29 protein-coding genes and 1 pseudogene are annotated in these 26,557 nt (G+C 34.6%); 21 read left to right on the top strand and 9 right to left on the bottom strand.

Features of this window, described 5'->3' with window-relative positions:
- Positions 1-189 precede the first annotated feature (189 nt).
- Both rnjA and LIZ08_RS05270 read right to left on the bottom strand, forming a co-directional pair.
- Entirely contained in the window at positions 190-1,872 is a 1,683-nt protein-coding gene (gene rnjA / locus LIZ08_RS05275; RefSeq protein WP_003008868.1) for a ribonuclease J1, read from the bottom strand.
- Between the two features lie 3 nt (positions 1,873-1,875).
- Positions 1,876-2,106, bottom strand: coding sequence for a DNA-directed RNA polymerase subunit epsilon (locus tag LIZ08_RS05270; RefSeq protein ID WP_195487297.1), 231 nt, complete (start codon positions 2,104-2,106; stop codon positions 1,876-1,878).
- Between the two features lie 292 nt (positions 2,107-2,398).
- Between LIZ08_RS05270 and tsaB the strand changes: the two genes are divergently transcribed.
- The 6 genes from tsaB (at position 2,399) to LIZ08_RS05240 (ending at position 6,459) form a co-directional block, all read left to right on the top strand.
- Positions 2,399-3,082, top strand: a complete 684-nt coding sequence (gene tsaB / locus LIZ08_RS05265; RefSeq protein ID WP_118095580.1) for a tRNA (adenosine(37)-N6)-threonylcarbamoyltransferase complex dimerization subunit type 1 TsaB — start codon at positions 2,399-2,401, stop codon at positions 3,080-3,082.
- Entirely contained in the window at positions 3,079-3,516 is a 438-nt protein-coding gene (gene rimI, locus LIZ08_RS05260) for a ribosomal protein S18-alanine N-acetyltransferase (protein ID WP_049471953.1), read from the top strand. Before tsaB ends, rimI begins: the two co-directional genes overlap by 4 nt.
- Positions 3,506-4,516 carry a tRNA (adenosine(37)-N6)-threonylcarbamoyltransferase complex transferase subunit TsaD gene (gene tsaD, locus LIZ08_RS05255; RefSeq protein ID WP_118095578.1) on the top strand — a complete coding sequence of 337 codons (1,011 nt, stop codon included), beginning with the start codon at positions 3,506-3,508 and terminating at the stop codon, positions 4,514-4,516. The genes rimI and tsaD overlap by 11 nt, the downstream gene beginning before the upstream one ends.
- A gap of 169 nt (positions 4,517-4,685) precedes the next feature.
- Positions 4,686-5,381: an AzlC family ABC transporter permease gene (locus tag LIZ08_RS05250; RefSeq protein ID WP_070449401.1), complete on the top strand. Its 696-nt coding sequence runs from the start codon at positions 4,686-4,688 to the stop codon at positions 5,379-5,381.
- The gene (locus LIZ08_RS05245) at positions 5,368-5,694 is read left to right on the top strand and encodes an AzlD domain-containing protein (RefSeq protein WP_182448465.1); all 327 of its coding nucleotides are present in this window, start codon (positions 5,368-5,370) and stop codon (positions 5,692-5,694) included. The genes LIZ08_RS05250 and LIZ08_RS05245 overlap by 14 nt, the downstream gene beginning before the upstream one ends.
- 102 nt (positions 5,695-5,796) lie before the next feature.
- Positions 5,797-6,459, top strand: coding sequence for a hypothetical protein (locus LIZ08_RS05240; protein WP_155128017.1), 663 nt, complete (start codon positions 5,797-5,799; stop codon positions 6,457-6,459).
- Between the two features lie 44 nt (positions 6,460-6,503).
- On the opposite strand, the gene gla is transcribed toward LIZ08_RS05240, so the two are convergent.
- Complete coding sequence (gene gla, locus LIZ08_RS05235) at positions 6,504-7,376, bottom strand: aquaglyceroporin Gla (RefSeq protein WP_227038430.1); 873 nt, start codon at positions 7,374-7,376, stop codon at positions 6,504-6,506.
- Positions 7,377-7,497: 121 nt separating this feature from the next.
- Positions 7,498-8,670: an NAD(P)/FAD-dependent oxidoreductase gene (locus tag LIZ08_RS05230; RefSeq protein ID WP_227038429.1), complete on the bottom strand. Its 1,173-nt coding sequence runs from the start codon at positions 8,668-8,670 to the stop codon at positions 7,498-7,500.
- Between the two features lie 236 nt (positions 8,671-8,906).
- On the opposite strand from LIZ08_RS05230, the gene LIZ08_RS05225 reads away from it, so the two are divergent.
- Complete coding sequence (locus tag LIZ08_RS05225; protein ID WP_134974423.1) at positions 8,907-9,287, top strand: CidA/LrgA family protein; 381 nt, start codon at positions 8,907-8,909, stop codon at positions 9,285-9,287.
- The gene (locus tag LIZ08_RS05220; RefSeq protein ID WP_003008843.1) at positions 9,280-9,975 is read left to right on the top strand and encodes an LrgB family protein; all 696 of its coding nucleotides are present in this window, start codon (positions 9,280-9,282) and stop codon (positions 9,973-9,975) included. The genes LIZ08_RS05225 and LIZ08_RS05220 overlap by 8 nt, the downstream gene beginning before the upstream one ends.
- Positions 9,976-10,528: 553 nt before the next feature.
- On the opposite strand, the gene LIZ08_RS10465 is transcribed toward LIZ08_RS05220, so the two are convergent.
- A complete protein-coding gene (locus LIZ08_RS10465; protein ID WP_141751547.1) occupies positions 10,529-10,693 on the bottom strand; it encodes a MarR family transcriptional regulator in 165 nt (54 codons plus the stop codon).
- A 352-nt stretch (positions 10,694-11,045) separates the two neighbouring features.
- On the opposite strand from LIZ08_RS10465, the gene LIZ08_RS05210 reads away from it, so the two are divergent.
- The 10 genes from LIZ08_RS05210 (at position 11,046) to LIZ08_RS05165 (ending at position 19,362) form a co-directional block, all read left to right on the top strand.
- The gene (locus LIZ08_RS05210) at positions 11,046-11,258 is read left to right on the top strand and encodes a helix-turn-helix domain-containing protein (RefSeq protein WP_049489289.1); all 213 of its coding nucleotides are present in this window, start codon (positions 11,046-11,048) and stop codon (positions 11,256-11,258) included.
- Positions 11,255-11,953, top strand: coding sequence for a response regulator transcription factor (locus LIZ08_RS05205; RefSeq protein WP_065426928.1), 699 nt, complete (start codon positions 11,255-11,257; stop codon positions 11,951-11,953). Before LIZ08_RS05210 ends, LIZ08_RS05205 begins: the two co-directional genes overlap by 4 nt.
- Positions 11,946-13,031, top strand: a complete 1,086-nt coding sequence (locus tag LIZ08_RS05200) for a sensor histidine kinase (protein ID WP_070586693.1) — start codon at positions 11,946-11,948, stop codon at positions 13,029-13,031. The genes LIZ08_RS05205 and LIZ08_RS05200 overlap by 8 nt, the downstream gene beginning before the upstream one ends.
- A gap of 391 nt (positions 13,032-13,422) precedes the next feature.
- On the top strand, positions 13,423-13,692 hold the full coding sequence (locus LIZ08_RS05195) for a lactococcin 972 family bacteriocin (protein WP_227038428.1): 270 nt from the start codon (positions 13,423-13,425) through the stop codon (positions 13,690-13,692).
- A 106-nt stretch (positions 13,693-13,798) separates the two neighbouring features.
- Complete coding sequence (locus LIZ08_RS05190; protein ID WP_049489287.1) at positions 13,799-15,967, top strand: membrane protein; 2,169 nt, start codon at positions 13,799-13,801, stop codon at positions 15,965-15,967.
- The gene (locus tag LIZ08_RS05185; RefSeq protein WP_045613439.1) at positions 15,968-16,642 is read left to right on the top strand and encodes an ATP-binding cassette domain-containing protein; all 675 of its coding nucleotides are present in this window, start codon (positions 15,968-15,970) and stop codon (positions 16,640-16,642) included.
- Positions 16,639-17,235, top strand: coding sequence for a hypothetical protein (locus LIZ08_RS05180; RefSeq protein WP_049489286.1), 597 nt, complete (start codon positions 16,639-16,641; stop codon positions 17,233-17,235). The genes LIZ08_RS05185 and LIZ08_RS05180 overlap by 4 nt, the downstream gene beginning before the upstream one ends.
- A 353-nt stretch (positions 17,236-17,588) precedes the next feature.
- Complete coding sequence (locus LIZ08_RS05175) at positions 17,589-17,951, top strand: hypothetical protein (RefSeq protein ID WP_049489285.1); 363 nt, start codon at positions 17,589-17,591, stop codon at positions 17,949-17,951.
- 618 nt (positions 17,952-18,569) lie between these two features.
- Positions 18,570-18,758 carry a hypothetical protein gene (locus tag LIZ08_RS05170; protein ID WP_000171299.1) on the top strand — a complete coding sequence of 63 codons (189 nt, stop codon included), beginning with the start codon at positions 18,570-18,572 and terminating at the stop codon, positions 18,756-18,758.
- A complete protein-coding gene (locus tag LIZ08_RS05165; RefSeq protein ID WP_000240414.1) occupies positions 18,751-19,362 on the top strand; it encodes a Fic/DOC family protein in 612 nt (203 codons plus the stop codon). Before LIZ08_RS05170 ends, LIZ08_RS05165 begins: the two co-directional genes overlap by 8 nt.
- A gap of 192 nt (positions 19,363-19,554) precedes the next feature.
- On the opposite strand, the gene LIZ08_RS05160 is transcribed toward LIZ08_RS05165, so the two are convergent.
- A complete protein-coding gene (locus LIZ08_RS05160; RefSeq protein ID WP_049489283.1) occupies positions 19,555-20,310 on the bottom strand; it encodes an SDR family NAD(P)-dependent oxidoreductase in 756 nt (251 codons plus the stop codon).
- Between the two features lie 281 nt (positions 20,311-20,591).
- On the opposite strand from LIZ08_RS05160, the gene LIZ08_RS05155 reads away from it, so the two are divergent.
- Positions 20,592-20,954: a MerR family transcriptional regulator gene (locus tag LIZ08_RS05155; protein WP_009731713.1), complete on the top strand. Its 363-nt coding sequence runs from the start codon at positions 20,592-20,594 to the stop codon at positions 20,952-20,954.
- 297 nt (positions 20,955-21,251) lie between these two features.
- Positions 21,252-21,614 carry a hypothetical protein gene (locus LIZ08_RS05150; RefSeq protein ID WP_227038427.1) on the top strand — a complete coding sequence of 121 codons (363 nt, stop codon included), beginning with the start codon at positions 21,252-21,254 and terminating at the stop codon, positions 21,612-21,614.
- Between the two features lie 233 nt (positions 21,615-21,847).
- On the opposite strand, the pseudogene LIZ08_RS05145 reads toward LIZ08_RS05150, so the two are convergent.
- Positions 21,848-21,916: pseudogene (locus LIZ08_RS05145) on the bottom strand (peptidylprolyl isomerase); the annotation flags it as partial.
- Between the two features lie 1,161 nt (positions 21,917-23,077).
- On the opposite strand from LIZ08_RS05145, the gene LIZ08_RS05140 reads away from it, so the two are divergent.
- On the top strand, positions 23,078-23,962 hold the full coding sequence (locus tag LIZ08_RS05140; protein WP_049489281.1) for a helix-turn-helix domain-containing protein: 885 nt from the start codon (positions 23,078-23,080) through the stop codon (positions 23,960-23,962).
- Here the strand turns inward: LIZ08_RS05140 and LIZ08_RS05135 are convergent.
- Complete coding sequence (locus LIZ08_RS05135) at positions 23,925-25,088, bottom strand: M16 family metallopeptidase (protein WP_049489280.1); 1,164 nt, start codon at positions 25,086-25,088, stop codon at positions 23,925-23,927. The two genes, LIZ08_RS05140 and LIZ08_RS05135, sit on opposite strands and share 38 nt — an antisense overlap.
- Positions 25,081-26,202 carry a HesA/MoeB/ThiF family protein gene (locus LIZ08_RS05130; RefSeq protein ID WP_049489279.1) on the bottom strand — a complete coding sequence of 374 codons (1,122 nt, stop codon included), beginning with the start codon at positions 26,200-26,202 and terminating at the stop codon, positions 25,081-25,083. Before LIZ08_RS05130 ends, LIZ08_RS05135 begins: the two co-directional genes overlap by 8 nt.
- Positions 26,203-26,557: the final 355 nt, after the last annotated feature.

Raw genomic sequence — 26,557 nt, 5'->3', positions numbered from 1 at the left:
CAAGACGCAGTGGTTGAGTGGGCTCTACTACACTGATTTCATCAGCTTTTACAGCCCTACTCAACTGTGCGGAGGTGGGACGACGAAATCGAATTCTAACGAATTACCGATTTCTGTCCCACTCTCTTTTTGATTCTCAAAAAGACACCATAAAACCAGTTGAAACAATGGTCTCAACTGGTTGTTTTGTTAATTTTCGTCATCTGGTGTGAGAATCATAGGAATAATGATAGGTTCACGTTCCGTGCTCTCGTATAAGAATGGGCGAAGGGCATTGACAATCGCACCATTGACAGTTTGGATATTGGCATCTTTGTTCTTCAAGGCGATACGAATAGCATTGAAGAGAATGCGTTGGCTTTCACGAATCAGATCTCCTGATTCACGCATGTAGATGAAACCACGGCTCAAGATGTCTGGTCCAGCCAGGATCATCTTCGATTTGAAGTCAACAGTCGCAACAGCAAGCACAACACCGTCTTCGGAAAGGTCTCTCCGGTCACGAAGAACAGCAGCCCCGATTTCCCCGATGCGGTTTCCATCGACATAGATATCTTGAGCATTGAAGCTTCCTGCGATCCGAGCAGAGTTAGCTGTAAGAGCGAGGACATCACCATTACTCATGATGAAGATATTGTCTTTTTCTACTCCACAATCACGCGCAAGTCCTGCGTGGATCTTCTGCATCCGGTATTCACCATGGACAGGCATGAAGTATTTTGGTTTGATCAAGCGGAGCATGAGTTTTTGTTCTTGTTGCCCCCCGTGTCCAGAAGTATGGATGTTGTTGATCTTCCCGTGAATGACATCGACACCCGCTTCAGAAATCGTATTGATCAATTTATTCACACTGGTTGTATTTCCAGGAATCGGACTAGAAGAGAAGATCACGGTATCTCCTGGTTGGAGTTGCACTTGGCGGTGCGTTCCGTTGGCAATCCGAGAGAGGGCTGCCATTGGCTCTCCTTGGCTTCCTGTACACATGATCAGGATTTCATTGGCCGCATAGTCTTTGATCTCATTTGGCTCGATAATGGTTCCAGCAGGGACCTTGATATAGCCAAGCTCGATTCCATTGACGATGGCTTTTTCCATCGAGCGTCCAAAGACAACGATCTTACGACCTGTCTTGACAGCTGCCTCGGCAGCTTGTTGGAGACGGAAGATATTCGAAGCAAAGGAAGCAAAGATGATGCGCCCGTGGATGCCTTCGATGATCTTCATGATGGATTGGCCAACCACTTTTTCAGAGTTGGTAAAGGTTGGGACTTCTGCGTTGGTTGAGTCTGAGAGTAGGCAGAGAACGCCTTCTTCTCCAAGGGCTGCCATGCGATGGAGGTCAGCTGGTTCACCAACAGGTGTAAAGTCAAACTTGAAGTCTCCGGTACAGACAATCTTTCCTTGAGGGGTGTGAATCACAATTCCCAAAGGTTCTGGAATCGAGTGAGTCGTACGGAAGAAGGTTGCTTTAAGATTTTTAAATTGAAGCTCAGTGTTTTGGTTGATTTCGTAGAGTTTGGCATCACGAAGAAGGCCGTGCTCTTCTAATTTTCCACGGATCAAGGCAAGTGCCAAAGGTCCAGCGTAGATAGGGACATTGGCTTGCTTCAAAAGGAAAGGAATCCCACCGATGTGGTCTTCGTGCCCGTGGGTAATGAGGACCGCCTTGACGCGATCGATATTGTCAACGATATAAGAGTAATCTGGGATTACATAGTCGATCCCAAGGAGGTCATCTTCTGGAAATTTGATCCCAGCATCGACAATGATGATTTCATCTTGGTATTCGATCCCGTAGGTATTTTTTCCGATTTCTCCAAGTCCACCAATGGCAAATACACCAACTTCTTCAGGTTTTAAGGTATAAGCCATGGATTAGTACTCCGTTAGTTCAAAAGCACCTGACTCTTTCTCGTAAGCAAGGTGTTGCTCAGAAAGTGGTGTGATAAATTCAATGTTGAAATCTGTGTTTGCTTCAACCAATTGACGAGCTTGGATGCGTCCTTCGCGTTCATTTGGTGCATCAATATCGAGATAAAGTGCATGCGTGGTTTCACGACGAGGGTTGCGGTTTTTAGTTTCCTGATAAAAAACTTTGTAAATCATGAAGTAATTTTCCTTTCATTATTTCGGTCTATTTGTTAACTACGGAGGAGTGCAATCACTAGAGTTTCCTACTAGCAACCAGTGGACCTGATTCGATACAATTAATTATCATTATATCATAAATTTGCCTGTAAGTAAAAGATAGACTGGAAAAGTCAGAGAAGCAAAGACCTATAATAGAGAAGCTTTTGAGCGGTTTTGGATAGGAAAATCCTCTCCTCTAAGGGAAAGTTTCGCTGGGATTTGAAGGGAATTTGTAGTATAATATAATCCAGTTCAAGAGGAGTAGGAAATGAAATTATTAGCATTTGATACCTCGAGTAAGGCTCTTTCTGTAGCGATTTTAGAAGATGAGACTCTACTTGCAGAAACAACATTAACCATTAAAAAGAATCATAGTATTACCTTGATGCCGGTCATCGATTTTTTGATGCAACAGATCGACTTGACACCCAAGGACTTGGACCGCATCGTGGTGGCAGAAGGTCCTGGGAGTTACACTGGGCTGCGCATTGCAGTCGCAACCGCAAAGACCTTGGCTCATACCTTAGGGATTGAATTGGTCGGGGTTTCGAGCCTCTTAGCCTTAGTGCCAGATGATCTAGAAGGTTTGGTAGTTCCTGTCATGGATGCCCGTCGAAACAACGTTTATGCAGGTTTTTACCAAGATGATCAGCTGGTCGCACCAGAAGGGCATTTTCCATTTGAGGAAGTCCTAGAGCGTGCAGCGACGGGTGAGCAGGTCACCTTTGTCGGAGAAGTCACGGGCTTTAAGGAGCAGATTGCCTCTAGCCTGCCAAGGGCTACTTACTATGAAACCTTGCCAGATGCAGTGAAAATCGGACGTCTCGGTCTCAAACAAGCGCCTGCTAGCCTCCATGATTTTGTCCCTCGTTATCTCAAGCGGGTCGAAGCAGAGGAAAATTGGCTCAAAGACCACACGGAAACAACGACCTCTTACATCAAGCGCCTATGATGAAAGGAACAATCAGGAAAGGGAGCGTCCAGGATGCGGCTGCTATTCTCGCTGTGCTGGAAGATGTCTATGAAGCTAGTCCCTGGAAGTTGGAGCAGATTGAAGCTGATTTAGAGCAGGAATCGATCTTCTATTTCCTAGCTGTGGATGAGGGGCAAGTCCTTGGGTTTGTCGCCATTCAAGAAACTCTCTATGAGGCAGAAGTCTTACAGATTGCGGTCAAGCGCGCCTTTCAAGGCCAAGGCCTAGCTCAGCAGTTACTCGCGCAGTTGCCGGACCAAAAAGAGATTTTCTTAGAAGTGCGCGTGTCCAATCAACCGGCCCAAGGCTTATACAAAAAAATGCATTTTGAAGAAATTGCACGGAGGAAGAACTACTATCACGATCCCATAGAGGATGCTGTGATCATGAAGAGGAACCCAAATGAAAGATAGATATATTTTGGCTTTTGAGACATCTTGTGATGAGACCAGTGTGGCTGTCTTGAAAAATGACGACCAACTCTTGTCCAATGTCATTGCCAGTCAAATCGAAAGTCACAAGCGTTTTGGAGGGGTGGTGCCGGAGGTAGCCTCTCGTCACCATGTGGAAGTCATCACCGCTTGTATTGAAGAAGCCCTGGAAGAAGCTGGCATCACTGAAGCCGATGTCACAGCTGTGGCTGTCACCTACGGTCCAGGCCTGGTTGGGGCTCTTTTAGTTGGCCTAGCAGCGGCCAAAGCCTTTGCCTGGGCGCATAGACTCCCTTTGATTCCTGTCAATCATATGGCAGGACACTTGATGGCTGCTCAAAGCGTCGAGCCCTTAGAATTTCCACTTTTGGCCTTGCTGGTGAGTGGAGGACATACAGAGCTAGTCTACGTCAGTGAAGCGGGTGATTATAAGATCGTCGGAGAGACCCGTGATGACGCTGTCGGAGAGGCTTATGACAAGGTCGGGCGCGTCATGGGCTTGACCTATCCAGCAGGACGTGAAATTGATCAGCTGGCCCACCAAGGATCTGATGTCTACGATTTCCCTCGGGCCATGATCAAGGAAGACAATCTGGAATTCTCTTTTTCAGGGCTCAAATCGGCCTTTATCAATCTGCACCATAATGCGCAACAAAAAGGAGAAAACCTCTCCAATGAAGACTTGTCTGCAAGCTTTCAGGCAGCCGTATTAGACATTCTCATGGCCAAGACCAAGAAGGCTTTGGAGAAATACCCAGTCAAAACCTTAGTCGTCGCTGGTGGGGTCGCAGCTAACCAAGGTCTTCGTGAACGCTTGGCTTCTGAGATCACCGATGTCAAGGTCATCATTCCGCCTCTGCGCCTCTGCGGGGACAATGCAGGGATGATCGCCTATGCCAGTGTCAGTGAGTGGAACAAAGAAAACTTCGCAGGCTGGGACCTCAATGCCAAACCAAGCCTAGCCTTTGAAGGAATTGAATAAGAAAAAGGAGTCAATTGGATGTGCAAGGTCCAATGGCTTTTTTGCTGGGATCTCACCAACTAGTAGCGGATTTGCGAAGGGATTATAAAGCTTTCTCTCTCATTGGTCCTTTTTCAACCTTTTTTCTTGTGTTATAATAGAAGTCAATGATTCAGAAAGGAGTGAGAGAGTGGAAAAAGATTTTTGGCAGGGGGTGAGGGACGCGCTACCGACGGCTTTGAGCTATATCAGTATTGGCCTGGCTTGTGGTGTGGTGGCGTCTCCCTATCTTTCTCCTTTGGAGATGGCCTTGATGAGTGTATTGGTCTATGCTGGGGCGGCCCAGTTTGCGATGATCTCTCTGATTGCGGCTCATTCTTCGATATTGAATATGGCTTTGACGGTGTGTTTGATCAATCTCCGTAATATGTTGATGAGTCTGCATACCTCGTCTGACTTTAAGGATGCTAGTCTCGCTCATACCATTGGGATTGGAAGCCTCCTGACCGATGAGAGTTATGGGGTCTACTTGAGTGAGAAGTTAAAGACGGATACCATTACAGTTCCTTGGATGCATGGGAACAATCTAGTAGGCTATGTGGCCTGGATCAGTGCGACGGTTATCGGAACAGCTCTAGGATCTCTCCTACCTGATCCAAAGGCTTTTGGGCTTGATTTTGCTTTGGTGGCTATGTTTATTGGGATTTTTGCAGCCCAGTTTCAAGGAATGCAACTGACAGAAAAGATCAAGACTATGCTCACGGTGCTGTTAGCAGTAGCAGTGAGTTTCTTTCTCTTACTCTTTTTTGTTTCGCAACCGCTAGCTGTGCTAGCTGCGACCTTGATCGGCTGTTTTGTGGGGGTGGTCTGTGATGCGCATGAATAATTATATCTTCATGGCCATTCTGGCTTCAGCCCTCGTTACCTGGATTCCTCGGATCTTGCCCTTCCTATTAGTCAAATACAAGGGACTGCCGGCTCCTGTAACTCGCTTTCTCAAATACCTGCCTATTTCCATTATCTTTGCCTTGGTTTTATCAAGCTTAGTAGATGGGAAAATTGGAAGCCTCCCGCAGTTTCACTGGTTGGACCTAGTAGTGACCATTCCCAGTCTCTTTGTAGCCTTTCGTTACAAAAACCTTATGGGAACCGTTTTGTTTGGAATTGTCTTGATCGCCCTATTACGATTGGTATTTTAAATGTAAAAATATGTTACAAAAAAATTACAATTGTTACAAAAAAACTTGATTTTTGTAACAATTGGAGTATAATGGGAGTCAGAAAGATAAAGAGGTGATCTTATGAAAAAATCAATCTTCCGTTGGAGTGCCGCTGTTCTGGTGGCTGCTTCACTTGGTCTAGCTCTCGGTGGTTGTGGTGCAAAGGATAAAAAGACAGCTACCTCATCAGCAAAAGCATCTACCAGCAAGGTAGAGAAAAAAGCCAAAAGCAATAGCAAAAAGAGTGCAGCATCTTCTTCTCAGGCAAACGATACAGCTAGCTCTTCGACTCAAGCCAGTAGCGCGACAACTTCAAAAGACTCTGGTAAGACTGAGAATGCGTCTACTACGACGCAAGCTACTGTCCCTGCAGAATTGGTGGGAACTTGGGTAGGATCTAGCCCACAAGCAGATGCGATTAAAATGACAGTGGATGCCAATGGAAATGTGACAACAGTGGTTAGCTTCAAAAATGATAGCGAACCGACTCGGACAGCGACCTATACAGCAAGAGCAGTCCAAGCAACAGGCAATATCTATTATTGGAATGTTGAAGGCTTTGATGGGGCTGATGCTTTGCTTCCTGGGATCACAGGGCTAGGTGGAGCAAACTTCCGATTTGAACCTGGTTTTGTCTTAGAAGAAGGACACTATACACCGATTGTTTTCACAACGGATCTCAATACAGAATTTGACTACACCAAATACAATGATTTCCGTTTTTCATTAACCAAAGAACAATAAAAAGACGAACTCGATGGAAAATCGAGTTCGTTTTTTTTGATAGATTAACGAAGATAGATAACTTTGAACAATAATACAGCTAAGATAGCAGCAAGAATTGGGGCTACAACTGGTACCCAAGCATACCACCATTTAGAATCCCCTTTGTGTTCTCCTAATACAGATTTTGGAAGGAAGGCATGGACCAAACGAGGACCAAAGTCACGAGCAGGGTTCAAACCAGGTCCAGTAGGACCTCCAAGTGACGTAACAAGAGCCATAACAAGGAAACCAAGAGCCAAGTGAGCAATTCCTAAACCTGAAGCGTGTGCTTGTGATAAAGCCAATTTTGCTGCTGATGTGGTAGCATTAAAGACTCCTCCTTGTTCAGCAGCAGCTTTTTGAGCAAGACCTGCAACCTCAGCACCAAAGAAATGTTTCGTCAAGCCGAGGGCACCAAAGAAAAGGACGAATGATCCGGCAAACTCGTTGATAAAGCCATTAATTGTAGCAGCTTTGCGTGATTCAGGAGTTCCTTTATCCAAACTAGAAATCGTTGAGAATGTTCCTAAGATGTTGTTAGGATTTTCAGTTTGGATGTAGTATGGACGGTGAGTCGCAACGACAACCAATTGTCCAAACATAGCTCCAAGAAGTTGAGCAACGATGTATGGTAAAACATTTGCCCATGGGAAGAGTCCGCTAACTGCAAGTCCAAGAGTGAAGGCTGGGTTAATGTGGTTTCCTGAAACATTACCAAACATTAAGGCTGGAATCATTACTCCCATCCCATATCCGATCGCAATGACAAGCCAACCGCTTTGATGACCTTTTGTTCCTTTTAATTCGACGTTTGCAACTGCACCATTTCCGAGGATAAGCAGCAAAGCCGTTCCAATAAACTCTGAAAAGAGTTTAACACTAAAATCAAAATCCATGATTCTAATAATCTCCTTTATAAATTTTATACCAATCCATTCTATCAAGTAAATACTAACTTGTAAAGAATTTTTAAAAATTTTATTTCAATAGATGAAGAATAAAGTTAGTGAATTTCTATCAGTAATGAGGGCTCCCTGCTACCCAACCGGTGCAGAGGGCGGATGTAATATTAAAACCGCCTGTATGGGCATTGATATCGAGGACTTCTCCTGCAAAGTGGAGTCCAGGAACGAGCTTACTTTCTAGGGTTTTTGGATTGATTTCTTTAAGGCTGACACCACCCTTGGTGACAAAGGACTTGGCTAGTGACATCTTCCCAGTGACGGGGATAGGCAACTCTTTGATCTTTTGGATCAGCTCTTCTGTCTGATTAGGAGTGAGTTGCTTGGCTTTTTCAGGGAATCCTTGCGCCAAGAAATCAGCTAACCGTTCAGGAAGAAGGGTTTTGAGGCTATTTTTAATCGCCTTTTCTCGATACTCTTCTAGAAAGTCTTTTAACTCTTGAGAAGAAGTGGTCGGAAGGAGGTCCAGAGATAAGATTTCCCCGCCTTTAACAAAGCTGGACATCCGAAGGGCTGCAGGTCCAGAAAGTCCAAAATGAGTAAAGAGAAGATCGTGGGTGATCATGTGTTTGCCGTAGCTGAGGGTCACATCTGTCAGAGAGATCCCTTGGAGGGCCTTGTGTGGAAAATCTGTCAAAAGAGGACTTTCTGCCGCTTCGAGATCGGTGATGGTGTGTTTAAAGTGGCGGGCAATTTCGTGTCCATAGCCGGTAGAGCCGGTAGAGGGGTAGGATTTGCCTCCGGTTGTGACGATCAGCTTATCGGCTGTCCAAGTGTTTTCAGATGATTTGACGATGAAGATGTCTTCTGGCTTGGTGACAGAGACCACTTCACAGTTGGTGGCAATACTAGCACCTAGCTCAAGGATCTTATTTTCTAAGGCTTGAATAATGGTGCGAGATTGATCACTAACAGGAAAGACCCGGCCATGATCTTCGACTTTTAACTTGACGCCATTATCGGTAAAAAATAGGATGATATCATGATTATCAAATTGGGAAAACACACTGTAAAGAAAACGGCCATTTCCAGGGATACCGGCCATCAAATCGTCTAAGGTCCCGTTATTCGTGACGTTACAGCGACCTCCTCCGGTACCAGCAAGTTTCTTGCCCAGCTTTTTATTTTTTTCGATCAGTAGCGTAGGTTGGCCATAAGAGGCGCTGGCAATGGTCGCCATCATACCTGCTGGGCCACCACCGATGACAATGGTGTGAAAATGAGTCATGTAGATCCTTTCATGGTAACTTAACCGTTTTTGGTTTCATTGTATCATAAAATGGATGTCATGAATCAAAATAGTAGCTTCAATTTTTGGTAATTTGTTTTATTTTTTTAGAAAAAAGCTTGCAAATTTTCCGAAAAGGAGTAAACTGATAGGGATAAATGGATGTTTACTTCTAAGTAAGCAGAAGCGAGGATACGAATCCTTATTGGAAATGATCCATAAAAAGGGAGATGAAGATGAAATTATATGTACAACTGACGATTATATTCACGATTTCATTAATTGGTGAAATCATTTCTGATGGGTTGCACTTACCAATTCCTGGAAGTATGATCGGGCTGTTGATCCTATTTTTATTATTACAGTTTAAGTTATTACGCATGCGCCACGTAAATATGGTAGGAAATTTTTTGTTAGCTAACATGACGATTCTGTTTCTTCCCCCTGCGGTCGGTATCATGGATAAATTCCATGTGATTGCTCCTTATCTGTTTCCAATCATGTTGATTCTAGTTGGAGCCTTGGTCATCAATGTGGCTTTAATTGCAATCGTGGTTAGTTTTATAAAAAATCGTTTTGAGGGTGATTATCCAGAAGGGGGACACAAGCATGGCTAATTTTGCGAGTAATCCTTTATTTGGGATTGTCTTATCTATTTGGGCTTATTTGATTGGGATGTTAATTTTCCGCAGATATCCCCATCCAATAACAACGCCACTTTTAGTGGCTACAGTAATCGTTATCTTATTCTTAATGATTACAGGAATTTCTTATAAAGATTACTATGTCGGTGGTTCCCTTTTAAATCAGTTGATTGGACCATCGACAGTCGCCTTGGGGATTCCTCTCTATAAAAGTTTCCATTTGATGAAGCATCATGCACGGAGTATTTTGATCGGCTCAACAGTAGCGGTTATTGTGAATACGATTTTTACAGCCTTGATCGCGAAAGCATTTGGAATGAAGTACTTTCTAGCCATTTCGCTCTTTCCAAAATCGGTTACGACTGCAATGGCAGTTGGGATTACTGAAAAAATGCAAGGAATTACGACCATCACTCTTGTGGTAGTTGTAGCAACTGGATTATTAACAAGTGTCTTGGGTCCAACGATATTGAAACTGTTAAAAATAAAAGATCCAGTAGCTATTGGTTTAGCCCTTGGAGGAACTGGACATGCAGTAGGAACAGGGACAGCGTTTAAGTATGGTCATGTGGCCGGTGCTATGGCAGGATTGGCAATAGGGATCACAGGAATTTTGTATGTATTCATTAGTCCAATTGTGGCTTCGATGATTTTATCCTAATACAATTTATTATTTTTCTGAGAGAGGCTCAAAAAGGCTCTCTTTCATTTTGTAGTGAAAGCTTAAAAATCCATCCGGAGTGAAAGAAGCTTTTCATGATTACTATCCAAAGCTTTTCCAAGCGTCTAAAAAATGGTATAATGAACTGTAAATTTCAGAAGTTGGAAGGAATGTCATTACTATGATGAATATGCAAGACTTAATTTAAGATTCTTTAGGTCTTGATATCATTAGAAATCTTGATTTTAAAGGCTTTAGAGTTCAAAAAAAATAACGATATTCAATAATATTACATTATATTGGACAGTAAATGGACAGTGACAGAGTGTTTGAAGGAGAACAAAAGAGGCTTAAATGCCTCTTTTTTATATGTTTGTGGACTAGAAGTAGATAGAATATATAGATAATATGTAACAGTTATACAAGCTATGTATTTTTTAAATGATATCACTTTGATAAATAAATAATCTAGTAGCCTCTAAAAAGACACTAATATATAGGGTGTTATTTGGTATTTTAAATTGACTAGGCTTTTATTCGAACTTGCTTGGAATTACTTATTTTCGGTTGATAGTAGCATAAATGATTTTTCTGTTAATCCAATCAATTTTTTTCTCAAATCAGATTGGTCGAATTTCCGAAGTATCCATCTTTCTTTTTCCATCGATTTTAATAGTTTCGTGACTGTTGGATTGGATAGATCTAAAAAATGCTCGATATTGGAATTCTGTCAATATTTTGGACACATTTTGTGAGGAAAATTTGAAGGCTAGCGCCCTTTGGTTGTTGGTGCACTTCTACGAGATCATAAAATGAATTTTATAATCACGTAGATTGATGTATTGAATATATTTATCAAATACAGTAGATATGTTAATTTTATCAGAAGAGATGGTTCAGACTAAATGGATACTAATCATATAATATTTACTATTTAATTATCAAAATGAATATATGACGGTATAATTAAAATTTCAGAACAAAATTAATCCTCAAATAAAAATTGAGTGTACCCAATGGTTATGGTATAATACACATAAAAATTATATCTAAAGAAAAGAGGAAACGGCATAGCATTAAATTATAAACCCTTGTGGATACAACTCGCCAAAAAGGGATTAAAGAAAACAGAAGTTATTGTTATTACACAGATTACAACTAATGTCATGGCACAGATGGGAAAAAATAAGCCAATCACATTTAAAAATTTGGCAAAAATATGTAATGCATTGGAATGTACTCCAAATGATGTATGTAGTTTTAAGGAGGGTGGAAATGAATGACTGAAATGAAAATAATGCTTGTAGAAGATGATACTAACTTAGCAGAGCTTATAAGGATGTATTTAATATCAGAGAATTGGGAAATCAGCATTTTTCATACTGGAAAAGAGGCGTTAGAGGAATTTGAAAAAAATAAATATGACTTGATATTATTGGATATTTTACTTCCTGATATAAATGGATTTGAAATATGCAAAAAGATAAGAGAAACGTCCACTATGCCAATCATTATGCTTACTGCCTTAGAAGATCCTATTCATAGAGTGCAAGGATTGAATATAGGTGCAGATGACTATATCGTAAAACCGTTTGAACCATCTGAATTGATTGCGAGAATTAATTCTCATTTTAGAAGAAATTATGTATTTACAAAAAATATTGTAAATACAATTAATTGTGATAGAGAAGTTAATAATTTAAAGATTAGCATTAAAACACATAAAGTTTACTATGGTAATATAGAGATTGAACTAACACCAAAAGAATTTGATATTTTGTGGTTGCTTATGGAAGAACCTGGTAAAGTGTATAATATGGATGATATACACTATAAAATATGGGGTGATAAGGTGCTAGAAAATGAAGTTAATCCAGTTATGGTTCATGTAAGAAGAATTAGAAGTAAGTTTGAAAAGATTGGGTTAAAATCAGTCATATTAACTGTTTGGGGAGTGGGGTATAAAATCAATGGGTAAGAAAAACCGTTTTTTTGTGGAAGGTATTATTTATCAAATACTATGGATATTTTTAAGTACAATCCTATTTTTCATTATTTACAAAATAATGGATAATTCTTTTGTTGACAGTGTAGATCCAGAATTGCCATTAGATAAATTTGCTTCCTTTTATTTTGAAATAGGTAAATATATAATACTTTTACTAGGGGCTGTTGCTATATTGATAGGGACATTTATAATACAGGAAAAAAGGTTTTATGTATATAATCAATATTTTGAGTCTGGACTGAATTATCTTAAAAGTGAAGATAAAGATTTAATACCATTTCATGAGTCATTATCAAAGGAACGAGATTTGTTTATAGAACTTCATAATTACAATAAAGAACTTGAAAAGGAGTATGAACTGGTATATAAAGAAAAAACAGATCTGCTAACGTATTTAGCTCATGATATAAAAACTCCTCTTGCGAATATGATAGGTTATATAACACTATTAAAAGACGAAAAAAATCTTTCTGAAGAACAAAAAAATAAGTTTGTTGATGTTATATATGAGAACATAAAATATTTAAATCGTTTAAGTGAAGATTTTTTTTCATATTTAAAATTCAATTTAAATGAAATTCCACTAAATTTAACGGATGTAGATATAAAAATTTTTTTTAGCCAGTGGGAAGAAGAAAAAAGTTTATCTATAAAAGATCATCTTTTAATTTTGGAGTTTTTAAATTTGGAAAACAGTAAGATTAAAACGGAACCACAACTTTTACTTAGAATAATGGAGAATCTGATTACAAATGCAGTTAATTATTCTGTGAAAGGAACAAGCATAAATATAAAGGTTGAGGAAATTAATGGAATGTTAAAAATAAGTGTTATAAACGATGTTTCTCCAAATTTAAATGTGAATTGGAATATGGTTACTTCAAAGTTTTATAGGGGAAATTTATCAAGACGAATAAGCAATAATGGATCGGGACTTGGACTTACAATTGTAAGTGACATTGTAAAACACTTGGGTGGAAATTTTGAAATTGGAGAGGAGAATAAAAGAGTTTGTGCTAAAGTAATACTTCCATATATATTAAATTAAATCGCAAAGAAAACGCAAGAATTATTTAAAGATACCGTTAAGTATAAAGCAAAGAGCTATTCTATAATATAAATAAGGATAGCTCTTTTATATTTGAATGGAATTATTAATTTGAATCATCATCTGTGATTATAAATATATAAAATGGAGGTGGAGTTTTATGAATTATAATAATTCTCATAGGTATAGGAACGGAGATTGAGTAGAGTTTTTGAAAACTTTATTCGGAAGAAAAATTTTACAAAAAGTTTAAGTATTTGAGAGAGGAGAATTTTATCATGAAAAAAGCATTGCCATTAGTATTATTAACAGGTTTTATGTAGTATCATTCGTACCAGCATTTGCAGCAGAAAAAACAAACTTACCATATGTTGAAGGTCTTGGTTATGAGGTGGAAGTATTTGAAGAAGATTATACTCTGCCAAGATTGTTCAGTTATGATAGCGGATGGAAAAGTTTTTTAGGTGGAAAATGGAGACATGGTGTAGGTAGTCGATATGTTTGGTCTAAATACGATCACAATAATAAAACACATAAAACTACAGTACAAGGCGCTGGTGGTCAATTCTCTTATTCGGGTTGGACAAGAGCTGGAAGTAGAGCAGAAGCTTCTTGGGAAAAAGCTTCAAGTGGTAATAGAGCTTGGGCTGATGTTAAATAACAATAAATAAAAATAGTTGAACGAGTTTGAGCGGTGCCACGTTGTTATTTTAGTATTGTGGCATTACTCATACTCGTTATTTTTATAAAGTTGGAGATGATGCAGAATGAAAAAAACAGTGGGTATACTGGCAATTTTACTAATTATAGTGATTGGTATAGGAAAGTTTTTCTATTCAGACGGTATGTTTTTAAATATATTCTTAAAAGAGTTTAATACTACTGTAAACATTGTAACAAAGCCAGAAATAGCTGATAAAACAATAATTGAATTGCAGAAAATCGCCAATAAAAATGATTTAAGCTTCATAAAGGAAGAATATATTCCTAAGAATAGTAGATTTGATAAACAGAAAATAAAGATTTACATTCATCTAAATGATTCTGAATGGTTCAAGAAATCTTTTAGAGATATATCTATTGCTGATAGCAAAGACAAATTGAATGATTTTGAGAATGTAAAATCAATGAGTTTACTCACGTCAAAAGATATAAGCTTAATTCCTTTTGAAAACGTCAGCAAGGAAAAAGTTAATGGGGATTATCATGTAAGAGGTACGGAAGTAAATATTAATAAGTTTATTGAAGAAATAAATCAAAATGAAAAATTAAAAACAGAGGTCGTGGTTAATCCGGATTATACTGTTTCTAGTGAATTCACACAGAAACAAGCATATCTATATATGCTTACGGTTTTTATTATATTTGTAGCTACTGTCTTTTGTCTAATTATTTATAATGGGATGCTTTCAAAGGAATTATCGATATCAATTTTACTAGGATACGACAAATTAACTTTAGCTATTTCTAAGGTTTTAAATATTCTTGCAATACCAGCAATAGTGGGACTTGTACTGACGATTGGAATTATAGAATATTTAGTTGCTCCTAGTGATATTTTAGGATTTATGATATCAATGAAAACAATACTTATTTTAGTTGCTTTTATAATAGGGGGGCTAATATCAATAGAGTTTATATTGATTTATCTCAAATTAAAAGGAATTAATGTTATTACCTTATTGAAAGGTTATAGAAGAAGTTATCATAGAAGTTCTTTTCTTATAAAAACAGGGTCGATTGTTATGGTTCTTTATTTAGCAATTGTAAGTATTTTAGGACTCGCTGATTACTCGAGTATGAAACAATACATTCCAACTTGGGAAAGCTCAAAATATTATGCAAATATGGCTTGTGCATGGTCTTGGAGTTATGAAAAAGATGATGATAAGTTCCATGAGATTGTTATTCCAAAGATGAATAATTTATGGAATAGTTTGGACGATAGTGGAGCAATATTATTTAATGCCCCAAACGTTAGAAAAGAGGGAATGAATGATGATGAGGAGTATCTAAATCAACAACCGTTTCAAGGCAATTATGCCTATGTAAATAAAAATTATTTACATATTGCTAATCTCTTAGATAAAGATACGAATAAAATAGAACAATATAAAATACATGAAAATGAGTGGATTGTTTTTGTTCCAGAAGATGTTAAAATTACTGAATTTGACAAAGAAAAAATTCATGAAGATCATATTTTTCAAAATATAAAAAAACAAGGTACAATTACAGAAACATATGTAAGGCTGAAAGATAATCAAAGTGTATTTTCTTTTGATAGTGGCAAAAGAATTGATGAAGCAAACTTGAAAAATTATGTTTTGGTAGCAGTAAATGGGAAAGAATTACTCCCAGATTATGGAATCAAACTATCATCTTTAGTAAATGGGCAGCTACATCCATATGTCAAAGAGCCTAGTAGAGGATACGAGAGTTTGAAGGACATAATTGAAGAAACAGAATCTGAGCCGTTTATACTCTATATCAGCTCAGTCTACGATGATATAGTTTCAAGAATAGACGAATATAAGATGGAGGCAAGTATATATGTTATTGGTCTTGTCTTATCTATTGTTATTTTAGCAACGTTATTAAAAATAGATAAAGAAACATATTTTTATAATCATGGACAACGAATAGATGTTTCTAGGTTGTTGGGATATGGATTTTTTGATATACATCATAAGAAAATTATTGAAAATATCGTTGGTTATATCATAAGTATTATTATTTTATTTATGGTTATTATGGTAACAGGAGTAATAAGTGATGTTGGACTGTTTATACCAAGAGATGGTTGGAGTATGTCTAAACTTTTGATTAGTTTAATAATAGGTATTTGTGGAAGCCTTATATGTTTTGGCATAGAAATTTTACAACTAAAGAAAAGTGAAAGAAGCATTGTACTTAGGTTAAAGGAGGGGTATTAAATGCAAAAAGAAAAGGAATTGCAAATAACCTTAAGAAATGTCTCTAAGAAATATGGGGAACACAGTATTTTGGAAAATATTAGTTTGGATATTTATAAAGGAGATTTTGTTTGTATCTTTGGGAAAAGTGGAGGAGGAAAAACAACACTTTTGAATATAATTGGGACATTAGAAAATTATGATAGTGGTAGTGTAACCTGTTTTTCAAATCGAGATCCTATAAAAGATCCTAAAGTAGGAGAGCTATTACGCAGAGAAAAAATTGCTTATTTATTTCAAAATTTTGCTTTGGTGGAAAAAATGACGGTTGAGGAAAATATGATGCTTGCTGCCAAATACAATCAAGAAAAAAATAAGAAAAATCTTATAGAAGCTGCCTTGAATAAAATGGGCATTTCAGACAAATTAAAATCGAAGGTTTATGAACTTTCAGGTGGAGAACAGCAAAGGGTAGCCCTTGCAAGAAATATGATAAAACCGTTTGAAATTATGTTGGCGGATGAACCGACAGGTTCTCTTGATTATGAGAATAAAAAAATTGTAATCGATACACTTATTAGATTAAATGATGAAGGTAAGACGATCGTAGTTGTAAGTCATGATAAGGACTTTGAAAAAGTAGCACATAAGAATTATATTATTGAAAAGTCAGCTATAAGGGAGGTGTTAAGATGAAAAGGAAGATTGCTTTATTAGTACCGGTTATAGCACTGTGCATTTGTGGTTTATTCTTTTACATGAACAGAAATAGTGATGATATTGATGTTGCATTTACAGTAAAAAATGAAACAAAAGAAAAAATAGATACAGTGGGTATTGCGATGGGGAAAAAATGTATTTTGAATAGAACAAATGGAGAAAAATTTTATTTTCCAAAAGATCTAGTCAAAGAAAAACAAGACAAAGCTATTGTTTTTGTAGTATCTAAAGATGGAATCATAGCAAAGTCAGGGGAAATAGATTTAAAAGAAAATAAAGAAGTAAGCATAAGGGAAATTAAAGAAGGAGAAATATCATTGGATATAGCTGCTCAAAAAACAGATATAAAAATTAGTATTCCTAGATTAGATGCTTGGAAAGTTAGTACAGATGAAAAATTTATCAAGGGTTCTTATGAAGCAAATACTGATTCGCAATATACATTATATTTATTAGGAAAAGGAGGAAAATTAGGTATTTCCAGTACAGAAATGAAAGGAATACGTGTTATTGCAAGTTGGGAAAAACCGAAAGATAAAATAGATAGTTGGCTTATATTTAATGATTAAAAACACAATATTTGTAATAAAAGTTGTAAAATAATAATTTATTGTTAGGGGAGGATTTTATACTGACCCCAAAAAGATAGACAAATAGGCTATCCAAAGGATTTAGTTCTGTATTTCACATGACTAAATCCTTTTAGTTTTACCTGGACAACAAGTGAACTATAAACGGGTATTTAGATTTATTAAAAATAACCAAATTTGTATCAATTTCATTTTTGAATTCATCAGATTTCCCGAAAGTTATTATTTGCTATTATAATAGACATTTCTTCATTTTTCCGTTATAACAGACACTGACATACTCTTGTAATATTATTTTGGTATAATTAAAATTATAGAAGGAGGCACAGATTATGAGAAAATTAATAGGTATATTACTACTTTCATTATCAATAATTACGTTAATTGCTTGCTCTAAAAACAACTACCAATCTTTAGATGGTGAGTATTATTGGATCTCAAGTGAAAGAAACGAGTTAGCGTTTACTATTAAAGGAAATAATGCTTCCATTGAGCATGGAGAAGCCGACGGCTTTACCATTAACAAACAAAAGAATACGATCGAATTAACTGGACAAAATATTGCAAGTCGAACAGAAGAATATTCATTTAAAGATGGGGTCTTTTCTGTTGATATTAGTGGAGTTAAGCACGACTACTATCTTAAAGATAGCGAAGCATATAAAAACGCTCTAAAACAATATGGATATAAATAACATTATTCACACCTATTTTACCGAATAGGTGTTTTTTTTGTGCTAAATAGATTACTTCAAAAAACTTTTAAGCTTATTCTTAACCGAATAGCTTATATTTCATGTAAATTAGCTTAATCAAAGAAATTGGATTATATTTTATTATACAATGGATTCATGAATAATTTAAAAGAAGCAAATATTAGAAAAGTCATTTGGCATATTAGACGTCACCTAAACGAACTATTAAACTCACAGGATGAAAAATATAGGAAACATGAAATGTTTCACCTAAGATCTAGTATTGAATGTTTAGAACGTGTAATGAACAACGAAAAACCCTATCCACCTATGGATAGGGAAGAAGTGTTTTAAAAGTCATTGTATCTATTATATTATAAAATTTAGTATTAACAAAAGTATGTTTTTTAAATGATAAAAATAGATACGACCATCCCAGATAGGTTTTCTATCCCTTTTAGAAATTTCTCTGTAATAGTGTAGGAGAGATTTTCCTCCTACAACCGTTTCATAAGTATTAATCTATACGCTTACATATATCTTTTGGTCTCTATCCCTTTAGGTAAAAATACCGATTTTATGGTATAATAAAGATAACGTTATACAAGGAAGTGTGCCATGACTCTTGATGTAAATAAAGAAGAATTAACAATTTTAGGGATTCCCTTTGATAACTTTTCAGATTTCGATACCGTCTGGTATGCTATTGGGTCATCAATGATTGAAAATTATGAACCTACTGTTCAAGATGTGATTGATTTAAAAACTTATGTTATCAACAAACGAAAGGAATTGAATATTGGTTAAAAATCAATACGAAGGCTATGAGTACATTGACCCCAATCACCAATATACCTATCCAAATTCTACAGTCTTAATCAACAAACAAAATATTACAAATATTGAAGAAGCCTATCGGAATGAGCATTTATTCGTTACTAAAAGGCTTGCAGACTTGCGCTTGAAAACCATTGAAGTATATTCCATTAGTGATATTTTAGCCATTCATAAATATTTATTTCAAGATGTCTATGCTTGGGCGGGGCAATTTCGCAAGGTGAATATCTCAAAAAATGGGAATCCTTTTATGTCAATACAATCTTTCAGTACTGCCCAAGTATATATAAACCGCCTTATTCATACCTATTATCAAACTGCTAATTCAAAAGATGGGATTATTAAACAATTAGCAAAAATTCTTGATAATCTTAATTATTTCCATCCCTTCCGAGAAGGTAATGGACGAACTCAACGAGAAGTTATTCGTTCCTTAGCACTGTCAAAAGGATATTCTGCACAAATACGTGTTGAGCAAGATGACGAGGTTTACAATCTTTATATGGACGGAACAGTCTATGGAGATTTAAGAAAGTTAGAAGAACTACTTGGTAAAATACTGGAAAAATTGTAAATTAGTCTACAAAAATACTTCTATATTTTTAAATATCCTAAATATCACAGAAAATTATAACTTACCAAGGTTTAAATCATAATAGATAGACAAAAAGCTTCTGAAATCTAACATTTCAGAAGCTTTTTTCTTGTCATAAAATGGCTACAACTATTATTATTCAATACATATTATATCTATTTATTAAAATAATTAATAATTAAGTAGTGGTCCGCTAAGATGAAATTCAAAATTTGTAACATCAACTAAACCAACAACTTTGTCACTTTGATATAATTCCATCAAAAATTGTGCCATCTCTTCACTTGTGTGATATTTAGCAAAATGCTCATCATAATCATATTCTTTAGAATCTGTAGCAACTTGACCGAATTCCGTTTTTGTGGCAGCTGGAGCTAAAACCTTAGCTTTTAATTGATGTTGATTTGCCTCTAGTTCCAATGCCAAGCCTTCTGTAAAAGCACTGACATAAAATTTACTTGCACAGTATGTAACTGCATTTGGAACCATCATGTATCCGCCTCTAGATGATAAGTTAATCAATTGAGCGCCTTTACAATCTTTATAATCTCTCACATATAGAGTTGATAGAATTGTTAAAGCTTCAATGTTTAGATGGATTAATGTTATTATCTTTTCTAAATCTTGAGATTCAACCTTATCATAATTTCCAAAACCAGCATTATTTATTAGCGTAGTAATGTGATATTTTTTCAAGCTTTCATAAAGAGCAAAAACATTACTGGACTTCGATAAATCAACAACTTTAATAACAACATCTAAATCCGGATAATGGTTCAAAATCTCTTGCTTCAATTTTTCTAGTCGTTCTTGACGCCGAGCAATTAAAATAAGATTCGTTCCTAATTTTGCAAATTGTCTTGCTGTCTCCGCTCCTATACCAGCACTGGCTCCAGTAATACAAGTATAATTCTTCGTTTGTTCCATACTATTTTCTCCTTTACAGATTGCTATTTGCATTTTTTATAAGAGTCGCTGCTCCCATCAAGGTTCTTGACAGCCTTATCACTAAGCCCCTTTGGAGCTCTCTATTCCTTCAAACCAATTTTTCGTCTATATGGTATTACCTCCTCTCCTAGCTTTATATCAAATTCCTTTGATACTATGTATTTTACATAGTAAAGCGCACTTTATGTCAAGAGAAAACTGAAAATTTTTTGATTTTTTAAAAATTATGCTAAAATAATAAAAAAAGGGGGGGGAATATTATGGCTCACTATTCTATTGGAGAATTTGCTAAAAAAACTGGACTTTCTATTTCCACACTTCGATACTATGAGCAAGAAAAATTGATTTACTCACACAGAGAAGAAAATAATCGTAGATACTATGATGACTCTGATATAGCGTGGGCTCAATTCATTATTAGATTAAAAAAGACGGGAATGTCTATTAAAAATATGCAAGAATACGCTGACCTAAGATATAAAGGAGACTCCACAATTCCTCAACGACTTAGACTACTATTTTTTCAACTTGATGAACTTCATAAGCAACAAACTGAAATTAACCAACATATTGATTTTCTTGAAAAGAAAATTAAAACTTATTTAGGTATTAATCCTAATTAGCACCATTATTATTTTCTTTATCTAAAAAAGGGATTGACAATTGAACTCTTTTTATATTACTTGTTAAATGGTTGTAATTGGGATTTTCTTAAGTTGAACTTGTAAAATAGAAGTGTATACATTTTTAATCTATAGTCGTAGAGATTTAGTAAAACTATAGCCAAATATAGATCTTTTTCTATAATTTACTAATGTCTGTTATAATGGACATTATTTGAAATTTCCATTATAACAGACATTAATACAGTTTTGTAACATTATTTTGGTATAGTAATATTATAAAAGGAGGCGAGAAACATGAGAAAAATTGTTAGCATATTATTGTTGTCATTATCAATAATTACGTTAATTGCTTGCTCAAAAAACAACTACCAATCTTTAGATGGTGAGTATTATTGGATCTCAAGTGAAAGAAACGAGTTAGCGTTTACTATTAAAGGAAATAATGCTTCCATTGAGCATGGAGAAGCCGACGGCTTTACCATTAACAAACAAAAGAATACGATCGAATTAACTGGACAAAATATTGCAAGTCGAACAGAAGAATATTCATTTAAAGATGGGGTCTTTTCTGTTGATATTAGTGGAGTTAAGTACGACTACTATCTTAAAGATAGCGAAGCATATAATAACGCACTAAAACAATATGGATATAAATAACATCATTCACACCTATTTTGCCGAATAGGTGTTTTTTTGTGCTAAATAGATTCCTTCAAAAAACTTTTAAGCTTATTATTAACCGAAAGTCAAATCTATTTTTTGTTCAAATTTTGGTCAAAGAAACAAAATATACCATCCTATTTTAAAAAACCGAATTGTGATGATTGCCGATAAACAAACACTTTGATTTTTCTTTTTATTTCTTTATTCTTCTTATCATGCAAGATTCAGAGAATAAAGCTAGTTGCAGCCACTGCTCCAACACTAATTAAGGCTTTAGTTTTGACTTTATTTAACATCTTAGACCTTCTTTCTAAAAAACTAGGTCAAGAATAACAAAAAAGATTTGTAAGTTTTATCACATCACAACGAAAGGTAATTCCTACATTTCTGGCGCAAAATCGTACAGTTCAGAGAAAAAATTAAAACCAGCTGTCCTTGGGGTATAATAGACTTATTGGAAAAAATAAAGTGCCATACTGTACTATGCTATACTATAGTTAAGAAAACTTTTTACGAAAAACCATGCAACTAACTCCTGAGAACTTTAAATTATTTATTAGTGTCAAAAAGGATACCTTCCCAACAAAGATATCCTGTCTAGATACAACTTATAAATCCAAACACTGTAAAGGAGGAGGCACAAAAACTTTAAGTCTAGAAAAACAGTTAATTCTGAACTTGCATTATTTATGCTATTAATCAACTCAACATCTTCTAGTTTTTTGATTTTGGTCTTGGACTAGTGATAGTCACTGAACATTAACATTCGTAGAATATACTCTTCATTCCTCAAGTCTATTTGACTTAGAAAACTTAAAATCAACAAGTGTCACTATAGCTATTGATGTCACAGAAAGTCCTATTTCAATGTCCTAAAAGAAACCAAAGTAAGACTTATCCTGGAAAAAGATATACACCATAAAGACACAATCATAATCGATTTAACGACACTTCGTGCCTGTCAATTAGTTTTTTGAGATGGTCATACACATGATTTTACTCTTTTTAAAGAAAGTATAGGTCAAGTTTGTCAGAGCAATTACTTGTTTTTGTTATTTAGATACTATGAATATTCATGAGATATCTTTTTTCCTTTAAAAAGTTCTAAAAAGCATGTATCGACTGTAGAGGATAAGAAGTTTAATAGAGATAGTTGTAATACGTATTAAAATTGAGCGTTTAAATGCTAAGTTTAAAACTTTTCAATTTGTGAAATCATCAACTATGAGTTAAAATAATTTACGAACAGAGGCTTTCCAAAAAACTTGATATCATACGTTTTATTGTGGAAATATTTATTTCATTTTCTCCTAGTATTGAATTTTCACACACTCATTAATTTTATTGATATAATCCAATAATAATGATAATATCAAATAATAATAAAAAGATTTGATAGTATTTTTTCATAATCTGTCACGCTTTCTAATGATTTTTTATGGTAAATGGAGATAAATATGATTATAGGTGAAACTTATAGAAAAATACGAGAAGGAAAAGGTATTTCTATTTCTTCATTAGCAGGTGCAGAAATTTCAAAGTCTCAAATATCTAGATTTGAATTAGGAGAGACAGAAATCTCATTTTTTAAATTATTATATCTACTTGAAAAAATAGGTGTAACACTAGAAGAGTTTTTGCTTTCATGTAATAATTATCAGCCTTCAGACTTCAATACCTTGATACGCTTAGTTCAACAGGCTGCATACAATCAAGAAATCAAATCATTACTTAATATGGTAAGCAAAGAGATGGAACTGTTTAGAGAAACCAAATCTCATTATCATAAGTTAAACGCTATTTTCATTGAAAGTATTATCTATGGAATTGATAATACTCATCAATTGAGTAATCAAGACACCTCTTATCTTACTAATTATTTATTTTCTGTTGAAAACTGGGGATATTACGAAATTCTTATTCTTGGAAATTGTTGTCGAGCAATATTACCAAATTTATTATTTAGATATGCCAAAGAGGCGCTTAAAAAAGGAAAGTTGTATAGTTCTATACCTAGAAATAAACAAGCTCTCGTTCAATTACTTCTTAATTCACTTCTTATTATGATTGAAAACAGCTTATATGAGGAAGCTTTATTTTTAAAACAAGCTACTAAGAATATATTATCTAATTCCACAGATTTTTTTGAACAAACTATTCTTTTGTATTTAGAAGGATTTTTTGAACTTAAATTTCATCGTAATCAAAAATCAATTTTAAAAATAGAAGATGCTTTAAAAATTTTTGAATTATTCAATAAAACATTATACAAAAATTATAAAGATTACTACAAAAAAAATATTATCATTTTATTACAATGTGGTAATTCCTATTTTGAATAATTGCTTTTTTTGAAAAACTTTTTAATTCATCTAAAGAAATCAATTCCAGCTCTTCAGCAATACTATCCCAACTTGGAATATCAAATAATTTTTCTCTACAAATTGTTTTTAAATATTCATTTTTATTAACTTCACAATTTATGTACAATTCATTGATTACTCTTTTTTTAGCCTTATAAAATAATAGTTCATCAGATAAATCGGATTCATTAACAAGATTGTTCTCCAGTGTTTTAATCAATTTTTTCTTATAGATTGTAGGTGTTATAGTTACTATTTTTAGTAAAGTCATATTACTATAAAATATTGGGTATGATACAATATTATATATCCATTGCTTTTGTGTCCTTAACTTATGGTCTAATAATGAATCTTTAATACCAGTTAACATCGAGTTTAAGATACTTAACATTGCCATTTCATGAGATGATGCTACCATACCAGATATATCTAGATACATAGAAATTTCAGAAAGTTCTTGTTGTTTATCTAATTCCGTTAAACCAGTTGAAAAAGCCGGAGAGTTAATTTCTACAGATGATCCACTTAAAGGTAACATATTTTCAATACTTATGATTTCACTTTGTAGAAAACTTGGACCAGCAATAGCAATCTGGAATTCTCCTGCTTGAATATTTTTTATATAAAATTTATATAAAGTTTCTAAACTAACATACTCAATATTACCTCTAGTACCAATAATATCTATTGACCAAGAACTATTTTTAAAAATTACTCGATTATCATTAATAGATTTTTTACTATTTTCATACTGATTTAATTCAATTAAGACTATTTTCTTTTCCCTCAATAGTTCATCTTCAGTAATAGAAAGATTGAAAATCCTACTTATCAGTATTTTAAAAATTTTATTGAAATCTTCAGCTAGACAGTAACCACTTAAATTAATATAATCTCTAGATGTCTCTCCTTTAATAGCTGCACCATTCATATCAAACAATTCATTTAGTGATTGTTCATTCCCTGCTCGTATTAGTAAATGTTCAATAAGATGTGAAAATCCTAATTCATTTACTTGCTCAATACTAGTACCTGCAACAAACATCAATGAAAAATATGCAAATTTACTTGCTTGATTTTTTTTAAATATAATTTTCTTATTCATCAATTTTTAGAATCTCCCAGAGTTTACTTTTGTTGAAATCATGACCACATGTAGGACAATGAGATTGCTTAGAGAAGTGCTTGAATTCATCTTCCCTAAAACTATAAAAATCAAATCTAAATAAAGTATTCCAAACATTACTATTTTTCTCTGTTACACAATCTAACCATTTCTTCACAACCCATGATGACAATAATAGAATATTAGTTAAAATATTTGCAGTTATTAATTTTCCATCATAGTTTGAAAATTTTTTAACTAAATTTTGAAAGTTATCACTATCTTGTTCATAAAGTAAACAATCAACACAGCCTATATTTTGAATATTAGGATTACAAAATAAGAGTTTACCTGCGCTACGTTGGCTAAAACAGTATATACTAGGGATATTAAATAAATAGCATGCTCTATTTACTAATCTTTGTGCTATATAAGGAGGTTCATCCATACAACAAAATACCCAGTCACTTTCAGAAATTTCTTTTTTTACAGCATCAACAGTGCTCATTTTTAATTTTCTTTTTGTGACTACACACTGATAATTACGTTTTAGAATACAATCTTTTACACAGTCAACTTTATATTTACCAATATCGTTAAAGGTAAACATAGATTGCCTATTTATATTATTTTCTTTAACAATATCATCATCGACTAAATGAAGTCGCCCTACCCCTAATTGGGCTAATTGTAATGCGATATGAGAACCACCGGCTCCACATCCTAGTATGGTAACTTTTAAATTACTCAATTTTTCAAGTAATTTAATCCCACCAATACCTTCACTAGAATAATAAGTTTCCAGTGATTCATTAATTAAATAGTGATCAATTTGATTTACAGGTCTATCTAATATTTCTAATAAATTACGATCAGAAAATTTAGATATATATTTTTCTATAATATTTTCGGATATATCATATTTTTTTCTTAATAAATCTTTAATTTCTTCAAAGCTATTAATTCCATTGCAACAAGAAATTAAATCTGACCAAAAATCTGAGTATCCTGTAATTTCTAATACATCAACATCGTCAGCTCCAATTCTTAATCTGTCGTTCTTCCATTGGTAAACGATTCTATCCTGGTTCCATTTTGGGAAATAATTATCCATTTTATATCCTCAACTATTTGATAAAAGCATGCAAGATGGACATGCATGCTTTTGTTATACACGAGAAGTCAATTAATATTATTGACTTCTTTTTTATTAATACAAACTAATTTAAACTCTCTTTTTAAAAGTTTAAATTAACTAAATCTAAAATTATCTTAGATAAAGTACCAATTAGTTGTATTATCTTCACGAATTTCTTCAAATTCTAACTCCAAAATGTTGAAATCTTCCATAATCATGATCATCACCTCCTTTCTATTATAAAACAATAATCTGATCAAACTCTTTCAATATTTCTGGATTTTGATCATGAGTAATGACAATAACAATTGCATCTTTAATGGATAGAATG

It is taken from the genome of Streptococcus sp. 210928-DFI.4.42 (genome assembly GCF_020554365.1).
GTDB lineage: Bacteria > Bacillota > Bacilli > Lactobacillales > Streptococcaceae > Streptococcus > Streptococcus parasanguinis_S.
Note: the sequence above shows the minus strand (reverse complement) of the source record. Positions and strands in the feature narration are given on the sequence as shown.

Bases quoted from the DNA above. Each gene is read 5' to 3' on its own strand.
- LIZ08_RS05185 (WP_045613439.1), top strand. From the start codon at position 15,968: ATGCAAAAAGAAAAGGAATTGCAAATAACCTTAAGAAATGTCTCTAAG.
- gla (WP_227038430.1), bottom strand. From the start codon at position 7,376: ATGGATTTTGATTTTAGTGTTAAACTCTTTTCAGAGTTTATTGGAACG.
- LIZ08_RS05200 (WP_070586693.1), top strand. From the start codon at position 11,946: ATGGGTAAGAAAAACCGTTTTTTTGTGGAAGGTATTATTTATCAAATA.
- tsaB (WP_118095580.1), top strand. From the start codon at position 2,399: ATGAAATTATTAGCATTTGATACCTCGAGTAAGGCTCTTTCTGTAGCG.
- LIZ08_RS05190 (WP_049489287.1), top strand. From the start codon at position 13,799: ATGAAAAAAACAGTGGGTATACTGGCAATTTTACTAATTATAGTGATT.
- LIZ08_RS05155 (WP_009731713.1), top strand. From the start codon at position 20,592: ATGGCTCACTATTCTATTGGAGAATTTGCTAAAAAAACTGGACTTTCT.
- LIZ08_RS05245 (WP_182448465.1), top strand. From the start codon at position 5,368: ATGCGCATGAATAATTATATCTTCATGGCCATTCTGGCTTCAGCCCTC.
- LIZ08_RS05135 (WP_049489280.1), bottom strand. From the start codon at position 25,088: ATGAATAAGAAAATTATATTTAAAAAAAATCAAGCAAGTAAATTTGCA.
- LIZ08_RS05160 (WP_049489283.1), bottom strand. From the start codon at position 20,310: ATGGAACAAACGAAGAATTATACTTGTATTACTGGAGCCAGTGCTGGT.
- LIZ08_RS05230 (WP_227038429.1), bottom strand. From the start codon at position 8,670: ATGACTCATTTTCACACCATTGTCATCGGTGGTGGCCCAGCAGGTATG.
- LIZ08_RS05180 (WP_049489286.1), top strand. From the start codon at position 16,639: ATGAAAAGGAAGATTGCTTTATTAGTACCGGTTATAGCACTGTGCATT.
- LIZ08_RS05240 (WP_155128017.1), top strand. From the start codon at position 5,797: ATGAAAAAATCAATCTTCCGTTGGAGTGCCGCTGTTCTGGTGGCTGCT.
- rnjA (WP_003008868.1), bottom strand. From the start codon at position 1,872: ATGGCTTATACCTTAAAACCTGAAGAAGTTGGTGTATTTGCCATTGGT.
- rimI (WP_049471953.1), top strand. From the start codon at position 3,079: ATGATGAAAGGAACAATCAGGAAAGGGAGCGTCCAGGATGCGGCTGCT.
- LIZ08_RS05270 (WP_195487297.1), bottom strand. From the start codon at position 2,106: ATGATTTACAAAGTTTTTTATCAGGAAACTAAAAACCGCAACCCTCGT.
- LIZ08_RS05220 (WP_003008843.1), top strand. From the start codon at position 9,280: ATGGCTAATTTTGCGAGTAATCCTTTATTTGGGATTGTCTTATCTATT.
- LIZ08_RS05205 (WP_065426928.1), top strand. From the start codon at position 11,255: ATGACTGAAATGAAAATAATGCTTGTAGAAGATGATACTAACTTAGCA.
- LIZ08_RS05130 (WP_049489279.1), bottom strand. From the start codon at position 26,202: ATGGATAATTATTTCCCAAAATGGAACCAGGATAGAATCGTTTACCAA.
- LIZ08_RS05175 (WP_049489285.1), top strand. From the start codon at position 17,589: ATGAGAAAATTAATAGGTATATTACTACTTTCATTATCAATAATTACG.
- LIZ08_RS05170 (WP_000171299.1), top strand. From the start codon at position 18,570: ATGACTCTTGATGTAAATAAAGAAGAATTAACAATTTTAGGGATTCCC.
- tsaD (WP_118095578.1), top strand. From the start codon at position 3,506: ATGAAAGATAGATATATTTTGGCTTTTGAGACATCTTGTGATGAGACC.
- LIZ08_RS05140 (WP_049489281.1), top strand. From the start codon at position 23,078: ATGATTATAGGTGAAACTTATAGAAAAATACGAGAAGGAAAAGGTATT.
- LIZ08_RS05225 (WP_134974423.1), top strand. From the start codon at position 8,907: ATGAAATTATATGTACAACTGACGATTATATTCACGATTTCATTAATT.
- LIZ08_RS05150 (WP_227038427.1), top strand. From the start codon at position 21,252: ATGAGAAAAATTGTTAGCATATTATTGTTGTCATTATCAATAATTACG.